The sequence below is a fragment of the Pseudomonas sp. UBA4194 genome (genome assembly GCF_002379585.1).
In the GTDB taxonomy this organism is placed as follows: domain Bacteria; phylum Pseudomonadota; class Gammaproteobacteria; order Pseudomonadales; family Pseudomonadaceae; genus Aquipseudomonas.
Genome location: NZ_DFUE01000074.1, coordinates 1 through 1,637, shown reverse-complemented (window position 1 = coordinate 1,637; position 1,637 = coordinate 1). Strand labels below are relative to the sequence as shown.

The 1,637-nt window shown below is 62.2% G+C and carries 1 protein-coding gene; it reads left to right on the top strand.

Annotated elements, in window-relative coordinates; all coding sequences use genetic code 11:
- Positions 1-163: 163 nt before the first annotated feature.
- The coding region (locus B3397_RS17715) for a putative bifunctional diguanylate cyclase/phosphodiesterase (RefSeq protein ID WP_296252591.1) at positions 164-1,637 on the top strand (1,474 nt) is incomplete at its 3' end.

Genomic DNA, 1,637 nt, shown 5'->3' with positions numbered 1-1,637 from the left:
CTATGACGCCGCTCCTACAGGTTTGTCGGAATCTCCCTGCAGGGCGCGAAGGGGCGGGGGGCTTTGACCTGTGGGCAGATAAACTGCCTGCTCGATGTATTTTGACTACAGTAAATCTGCGACCAGCCGAAAACATCAGACCATTCACCTACGTTCAGGCACGATGTCGACCTTCAGGCACTTAAATTCGAACGGGCTCTTTGCGCGCTTCGCACGACTGTTCTGCGTGCCACGCGACAATCCTCGGCTGCTACGCGCCCAGTACCATGCCCTGGCCCGGCAGATTCCGTTGATGTACTTCATCCTGCTGGTCAACAGCTGGGCGCTGGCGTGCACCCATTTCCTGACTTCGCCGGTGTGGCTCACCGTCTACATCCCGCTGGTGTTGACCTTAATCTGCATGGCCAGGGCGGTGTCGTGGCGTCGCGGCAGTCATGTCGAACCCAATGAGAAAGACATTCTCGAGGCCCTGGAACGCACCAATCGCATCTGCGGTGTCGTGGCCGTGGGTTTCACGGTGTGGGCCCTGGCGCTGTTTCCCTACGGCGACAGCTACGCCAAAGCCCATGTGGCGTTCTACATGGCAATCACCGTGATCGGCTGTATTTTCTGCCTGATGCACCTGCGCTCGGCAGCGCTGCTCACCGCCGCGGTGGTCAACATCGCATTCGTGGCCTTCTTCGCATCCGCTGACAACCCCACGTTCATCGCCACTGCGGTGAACGTGGTGCTGGTGTCCATGGCCATGCTGGTGATCCTGCAGAATCACTACCGCAATTTCACCGGCTTGGTGAACGCCCAGGCCCAGACCGAAGCCCTGAGCGACGAAAACTCTCGCCTGGCCAATCAGGACAGCCTCACCGGCCTGCCCAACCGGCGGCGCTTCTTCACCTGCCTGCAAACTTGCCTGGAGGAGGCGGGCGGCGATGGCAGCCGGCTGGCGGTGGGTATTCTCGATCTCGACGGCTTCAAGCCGGTCAATGATCTCTATGGCCACAGCGTGGGCGACCGCCTGCTGCAGCAGGTGGGCGCGCGACTCAATGCCCTGTTGCCCTCCGAGGTACACGTGGCCCGGTTGGGCGGCGACGAATTTGCCCTGATCGTGCCGGACTGCGGCGCCGACGAGCAGCTCAGCGAGTTTGCCCGGCATATCTGCGAAGCCTTGGGCAAGCCCTATGTGCTGGTGGATGTCCCGGTGCAGGTCGGCGCCTCCCTGGGGCTGGCCACGTTCCCGGATCGCGCCACCAATTCGGGCGAACTGTTCGAATACGCCGACTACGCGCTCTACCAGAGCAAACGCAATCATCCCGGCAAGATGGCGTTGTTCTCGGCAGCGCATCAAGAGCAGTTGTTGCGCGATATCGTCACCGAGCAGGCGCTGCGCCGCGCCGATCTGGAGCGAGAGTTCGAGGTGGTATTTCAGCCCATCATAGCGCTGCAGTCCGGGAAGACCGTCGCCTTCGAAGCCCTGGCGCGCTGGCACAGCGCCGAATTGGGCGCCGTGTCTCCGGGGCAATTCATTCCCATCGCCGAGCGCATCGGCATGATCAACCGACTGACCCTGCCGCTGCTTGGCAAAGCCCTGCGCGTAGCCGAGCGCTGGCCGGCACCGGTGCGCCTGTCGTTCAACCTGTCGG